Source organism: Methylobacterium hispanicum (assembly GCF_022179285.1).
Taxonomy (GTDB): Bacteria; Pseudomonadota; Alphaproteobacteria; order Rhizobiales; family Beijerinckiaceae; genus Methylobacterium; species Methylobacterium hispanicum.
Map to the genome: position 1 here is coordinate 24432 of NZ_BPQO01000048.1, position 6315 is coordinate 30746.

The following is a 6315-nucleotide window of genomic DNA, read 5'->3' on the forward strand; positions in this document are numbered from 1 at the left end:
GCGGGTCCCGCCTCAGGCCGAGAGCGAGCGGGCCGGTGCCTCCTCCCGCTCGCGCAGGAAAGCCTGGAACGCCTCGGCCGGCATCGGCCGGCCGAGGCGGTAGCCCTGCAGCATGTCGACCGGCCGCGCCGCCAGGAAGGCGCGCTGGGCGTCGGTCTCGACGCCCTCGACCACGGTGGCGGGGCCGGCGTTGCGCACGAGGCCGAGGATGTCCTCCAGCATCCGGGCACCCTGCGGGGTCTCGGCCGCGTGCAGGAAGGAGCGGTCGATCTTGACGACGTCGAAGGGCAGGCTGCGCAGGCAGGAGAGCCCGGCGAAGCCCGTGCCGAAATCGTCGAGCCAGAGCTTCACCCCGAGGTCGCGCAGCTCGGCCAGCCCCTGCATCACCGCGTCCTGGGTCTCGATCTCGTGCCCCTCGGTCACCTCGACGGCGACGCGGCCGGCCGCGATCCCGGTCTCGGCCAGGATCCCGGCCACCGCGAGCGCGAAGCCCGGCACCCGGAACTGCGCCGCCGAGACATTGACGCTGACCCGCCGCAGGCCCGCTCCGACGAGCGCCTCGCGGCAGGCGGTGCGCACCGCCCATTTGCCGAGCTCGACGATGGCGCCGGTGCGCTCGGCCACCGGGATGAACACGGCCGGCGAGACCGGCGCGCCGTCGGGCGCGGTCAGCCGCATCAGGGCCTCGGCCGCCACCACCGCGCCGGTGCGCGCGTCGAGGATCGGCTGGTAGACCAGGGAGACCCGGTCCTGCGCGAGCGCGGTGCGCACGAGGTCGGCCACGCTCTCGTAGAGTCCGAGCTGCCCCGGGTCGTCCCGGTCGAACACCCGCACGCAGTTCCGGTCGCTCGCCTTGGCGGCGTAGAGGGCGCGGTCGGCTTCCGTCACGAGGCGCTCGACCTTGTTGCCGGCGACATCCGCGCTGAAGGCGGCGCCGACGCTGACGGTGATCGTCTCGCAGCGGTCCGGGCGCTGGCAGTGGGGGAGGCACAGGATCTCGATCGCGCCGCGGATCGCCTCGGCGATCCCCGCCATCTGCCGCCGGCTCTCGGAGCGGGCCAGCACGATGAACTCCTCGCCTCCGAAGCGGCCGACGATGCAGCCCCGCTCCGCCGCGACGCGCTCCAGCGCGGCGGCGACCGCGACGAGGCAGCGGTCGCCCTCCTGGTGGCCGTAATGGTCGTTGAAGAGCTTGAAATAGTCGATGTCGATCAGGACGACGCCGAAGCCGTGGCCGCGCCCCTGCCACGCCTCCCAGTGGGCGCGCAGGGCCTCGTCGATCGCCCGGCGGTTGGCGAGCCCCGTCATCGCGTCGGTGGTGGAGAGACGCAGGAGCGCCGCGCCGCGCTCGACCACCTCCTCCTGCTGCAGCTCGGCCCGGACCGCGTTGAGGAAGACCCGGTAGCGCTCGCGGTTGAGCTTCCAGTTGACGTAGAGCGTCAGCACGTAGGTCGAGAGGTAGAGCGTGCCGACCGCGACCGCGTACTCGTAGCTGACCGGGAAAACCGTCGCGAGGGCGCCGAGGAAGCTCGCGGCGATCACGCCCGAGGTGACCAGCGCCAGCCGGAAGCCGAAATTGAAGAACAGGTTCGAGACCATCATGAAGATGATCCCGAAGGTCATGTAGTACGACGCGCTGAGGTGGTGATGGCTGTAGCTGGAGAGCCAGAGCCAGGTCGCGTAGCCGACGACCACGGCCGCCGCGCATTGCCGGTCGATCAGGGGCAGCGGCACGCCCCGCCCGATCCGGAGCTCCATCCCGACGATGAAGCCGAGGCCGATCGCGAGGCGCGCGGCCGCCGTGTAGAGGAGGACGTCGCCGATCAGCACCGCGTCGGTGACCGCGAACAGCATGTAGAGGATGCCGACGATCCAGACGGCGACGCGCACGTCCCGCCGCTGCGCCTCGCCCAGGCGCTCGACGTAGAGCGCGCGCAGGGTCGCCGAGCGCGGCTCGTGCCAGCGTTTGGTGAGTTCGCCGTCGATCTGGGCCGCGAGGCTGGGCTGCATGCTGGGATCCGTCTGCACGCCCTGATTGAGAGGCGGCGGGCTTTCGGAAGGGTGAAACCGATACCGAAAGTTGCAGACGTTTCCGCACTCGCCCCCAGCCAGTCCCGCGGCCTGCCGCCGGACCCGCCCCCGCCGGGCCTCACACGACCTCCTGTACCTGAGGCCAGGCCGTGCTTTGATACGGCCTGGCCTCAGGTACAGGGAGGCCGGCAAGCCGGCCAAGGTCGCCACGGGGCGCAGGCTCGTCGTCCTGGCCAACGCCCTCGTCCGAGAGGACAAAACCTTCCCCCAAAGCGACATCCGCGCTTGACCCGCAATACAGTCGCCGGTCGATCAGTTCGGGCGTGTGCGGGGAACCGCGCCGCGCCCCCTCTTCCAGAGGGAGAGGGTTGGGGTGAGGGGTATGACGCTTCAGAACAGCGCTCGGCATCGACGCGCGTTCAGGGCGCCGCTTCGTATGGCAGCGTCATACCCCTCACCCGGCTTTCTGCGAAAGCAGACCTCTCCCTTTGGGAGAGGGGACCCGCGCTTCGTTTCGAGACGATGCCTCGAACCGAAGCCATCAACCGGAAGCGGTGTCAGTGCACGGATGGACGGCTGCGGGCGGTGCGGCCGCGCCCCGATCCGCGGGGCCGCTTGCGGGCCGGCGGCGCGTCGGGCTCGAGTTCGGTGAAGGGCACGGTGAAGAGCGGCCGGTGCTCGGCGTCCTGCACGCTGAAGCGGTAGCGGGTGAGCTGGGGATTGCGGGCGCAGTCCGCGTGCGAGGTGAAGCCCGCGCCGTGGCGGGCGAGGTCGAGGGCCGCCGCGTCGTCGGCGCAGTCGAGCCCCTGGTAATCGAGGCAGACGAGGCCGGATCCGGACCGGACGTCGAAGAAGTACCGTGGCATGGAGCGCTCCCTCCTGGCCCCCGGGCGGGCCGGATTCTGTCGCCGGCTCTCGCGAAGCCCCACTCTGCCCACGTCCGGGGCGGCTGTCACGCCGCAGCGCGGCAGGCACCGCGCAGGTTCGCGCGGCCCAGACGGCCTCGTCCTCACCCGATCGCTCAGGTCGAGACGAAGCAACGTCACGGATCCGCACCGTGCCGGGCCGTTTCCGTGGATCCGGCGTGCCGGATCCACTGGGCCATTTGCCTCGACGGAAGGGCGAATGCGGGCAGCCCCGCGATCTGAGCTACGTCTGAGCTACGTCTCTGCTCGAGATCTCGTCGATGTGCGGCCGTCCTGGCCCGCTTCTTGCTGATGGCGCCCGGGCTCTGTCCGGCCGCGCGGCCACCGGGTCCGCACGCCGAACAGCCGCCCGAACGAGAGATCCTGATGCACCGCACGCCGCTGACACGCCGATCGGTTCTGGCCGGGGGCGCGGCCCTCGCCGCCCTGGGCCCGACCGGCCGGGCCCTGGCGCGGGACGGGGCCGGGGCGGCTCCCTCCGGCAGCCTGACCTACGGCATCTCGATGACCGACCTGCCCCTCACCACCGGCCAGCCGGATCGGGGCGCGGGCGGCTACCAGTTCACGGGGCTCACCCTCTACGACCCGCTGGTCGCCTGGGAACTCGACGTGGCGGACCGGCCGGGCAAGATGGTGCCGGGGCTCGCGACCGCCTGGGAGAGCGATCCGGCCGACCGGAAGAACTGGACCTTCCGCCTGCGCGAGGGCGTGACCTTCCACGACGGCTCGCCCTTCGACGCCGACGCGGTGATCTGGAACTTCGACAAGGTGCTCAACAAGGAGGCGCCGCACTTCGACCAGCGCCAGGCGGCGCAGGTGCGCCCGCGCCTGCCGGGCGTGGCGAGCTACAGGAAGCTCGACGCCGCGACCGTGCAGGTGACGACGAAGAGCGTCGACAGCCTGTTCCCCTACCAGATGCTCTGGTTCCTGATCTCCTCGCCCGCGCAGTACGAGCGGGTCGGGCGCGACTGGGCGAAGTTCGCCTTCCAGCCCTCGGGCACCGGTCCCTACAAGCTGGCGGGCCTCACCCCCCGGGTGCGGGCCGAGTTCGTGCCGAACGAGCGCTACTGGAACCCGAAGCGCATGCCGAAGCTCGCCAAGCTCACGCTCGCCTGCGTGCCGGAGGATCTGGCCCGGGTGAACGCGCTCCTCTCCGGCAACGTCGACCTGATCGAGCTGCCCGCTCCCGACGCGGTGCCGCGCCTGAAGGCCGCCGGCATGCGGGTGGTGGGCAACGACACGCCCCACGTCTGGAACTACCACCTCTCGATGGCGGAGGGCTCGCCCTGGCGGGACCTGCGCCTGCGCCGCGCCGCCAACCTCGCGGTCGATCGCGAGGGCGTGGTGCAGCTGATGGGCGGGCTCGCCGCGCCGGCCACCGGCCAGGTGCAGCCGTCGAGCCCCTGGTTCGGCAACCCGAGCTTCAAGATCCGGACCGACATGGACGAGGCCCGCAAGCTCGTGGAGGCGGCGGGCTACTCGGTGAAGAACCCGCTCAAGACCACCTTCGTCATCCCGACCGGCGGCACCGGGCAGATGCTGAGCCTGCCGATCAACGAGTTCATCCAGCAGAGCTGGGCGGAGGTGGGCATCCAGGTGGCGTTCCGCACCGTGGAGCTGGAGGTGGCCTATACGGGGTGGCGCCAGGGTGCCACGGACCCGAGCCTGAAGGACGTCTCGGGCGGCAACATCGCCTACGTCACCTCGGACCCGTTCTACGCGATGCTGCGCTTCTACGATTCGCGCCAGATCGCCCCGAACGGCGTGAACTGGAGCCATTACCGCAACAGTGAGGTCGATGCGCTCTGCGACCGGATCCGCAACAGCCTCGACACGGCCGAGCAGGACCGGCTGCTCGCCCGGATGCACGAGATCGTGGTGGACGACGCGGTCCAGGTCTGGGTGGTGCACGACACCAACCCGCACGCGCTCTCGCCGCGGGTGAAGGGCTACACCCAGGCCCAGCACTGGTTCCAGGACCTGACGACGCTCGCCTGAGGATGCGGGATCCCGAAGGGTGAGAACCCTTCGGCGGGGCCTCGGGGCAGAGCCCCGAGTCTCGGCCCCGAGCCTTGACCCGGCCGGACGTTTCCGCCCAACGAGGGCGCCCCTGGTCCGCCGGAGCGCCGACGTGAGCAACCGCTACGGCCTGGAGATCCGCTCGGCCTCGGCCGCCGACGCCCCCGGCCTCGCCGAGTTGCTGGGCGCCTGCGGCATCGCGATCCCGCCGCGCGCGCTCGCCCTGCGGATCGAGGCCCTGCGCCAGGAAGGCGGCAGCGCGCTCCTCGCCCTGGCCTGGGGACCGCCGAGCGGGCTCATCGTACTGCACTGGCACGCGACGCTCGTGGACGCGCACCCGGTCGCGGTCGTCAGCACGCTCGCGGTCGCGCCGGAGGAGCGCCGCCAGGGCATCGGCCGCCTGCTGCTCAAGGCCGGCGCCCAGGCCGCGCGCTCTGCCGGCTGCGGCGTGCTGCGCCTCGACGCCGGACCGGAGCCGGCGGCGGCCAGCCTGCGCGGCTTCTGTGCGGCGACCGGCTTCGCCGAGACCGCCGCCCGCTACGAGCGTCCGCTGCGCAAGCGGAGCTGAGGGGCTGCGGCATCGCGGCCCGGGGCCGAACCCGAGGCCGGCCCGCTCGTTCTCGCACCATGTCAGAGCCCCATCCCGATCCGATCGTCGAGGCCCGCCACCGCGAGCTGGCCGTCGAGCACCTGCTCTTCGGCACGATCCGGCATCTCGCCGAGCGCGACCCCGCCCTCCTCGACGCGCTCGACGGGAGCCTCGACCACCTCTGGGACAAGGCCGACGACGGCAGCCGCGACGACGCGGCGGTGCGCGCGGTCGCCCGGCGCTTCGTCCGCAGCCTGCGGCGCGAGCGTTGAGGCGCGGGCACCCGATCGCGTAGAGCGGGGTGCCGCCGCCGGGATCCCGCACATGACCCTCAAGACGACCTTCGTCGTGCAGACCTTCGTGATGAAGCGCAACCGTCTGACGCCGGGCGACCGCGAGGTCACGGGCACCGAGAGCGGCGCGCTCAAGAAGGCGCAGGCCATGGCCGCGCGCCTGCCCGGCACCGCGGCCCTGCGGGTGGTCGCCGACGACGAGACCGGCGAGGTCGAGAGCATCGCGATCCTCGAGAGCTTCGGCGCGGTGCCCGACGATTTCGCCGACAGCCTCGTGGGCGGGTAGGCGGATCGCCGTACGGCCGGAATTCAGGCCTCCGCAGCGTCGAGGCTCGGCTCCGTCCTCGGCACGGCGAGGCCCATATGGCGGAAGGCCTGCGGGGTGAGGACGCGGCCGCGGGGGGTGCGCTGCACGAAGCCCTGCTGGATCAGGTAGGGCTCGATGATGTCCTCGATG

At 71.9% G+C, this 6315-nt stretch carries 7 protein-coding genes; 4 read left to right on the top strand and 3 right to left on the bottom strand.

Going from position 1 to position 6315, the window contains the following annotated elements:
• Nucleotides 1-12 precede the first annotated feature (12 nt).
• Nucleotides 13-2010 carry a putative bifunctional diguanylate cyclase/phosphodiesterase gene (locus tag MFF56_RS30455; protein ID WP_066923446.1) on the bottom strand — a complete coding sequence of 666 codons (1998 nt, stop codon included), beginning with the start codon at nt 2008-2010 and terminating at the stop codon, nt 13-15.
• Between the two features lie 578 nt (nt 2011-2588).
• Complete coding sequence (locus MFF56_RS30465; protein WP_066919442.1) at nt 2589-2897, bottom strand: DUF6894 family protein; 309 nt, start codon at nt 2895-2897, stop codon at nt 2589-2591.
• Between the two features lie 426 nt (nt 2898-3323).
• Between MFF56_RS30465 and MFF56_RS30470 the strand changes: the two genes are divergently transcribed.
• From MFF56_RS30470 to MFF56_RS30485, 4 genes are all read left to right on the top strand, one after another.
• Nucleotides 3324-4955 carry an ABC transporter substrate-binding protein gene (locus tag MFF56_RS30470; RefSeq protein ID WP_066919440.1) on the top strand — a complete coding sequence of 544 codons (1632 nt, stop codon included), beginning with the start codon at nt 3324-3326 and terminating at the stop codon, nt 4953-4955.
• Nucleotides 4956-5088: 133 nt separating this feature from the next.
• Nucleotides 5089-5544: a GNAT family N-acetyltransferase gene (locus tag MFF56_RS30475; RefSeq protein ID WP_066919438.1), complete on the top strand. Its 456-nt coding sequence runs from the start codon at nt 5089-5091 to the stop codon at nt 5542-5544.
• Between the two features lie 59 nt (nt 5545-5603).
• Nucleotides 5604-5837 (top strand): hypothetical protein, encoded by a 234-nt coding sequence (locus MFF56_RS30480; protein WP_197430459.1) that lies wholly within the window; start codon nt 5604-5606, stop codon nt 5835-5837.
• 52 nt (nt 5838-5889) lie between these two features.
• Nucleotides 5890-6144 (top strand): hypothetical protein, encoded by a 255-nt coding sequence (locus MFF56_RS30485; RefSeq protein WP_066919436.1) that lies wholly within the window; start codon nt 5890-5892, stop codon nt 6142-6144.
• Between the two features lie 23 nt (nt 6145-6167).
• Here MFF56_RS30485 and MFF56_RS30490 read toward each other — a convergent pair.
• Nucleotides 6168-6315 (bottom strand): Holliday junction DNA helicase RuvB C-terminal domain-containing protein (locus MFF56_RS30490; RefSeq protein WP_283207450.1); only part of this gene is annotated, 148 nt, incomplete at its 5' end.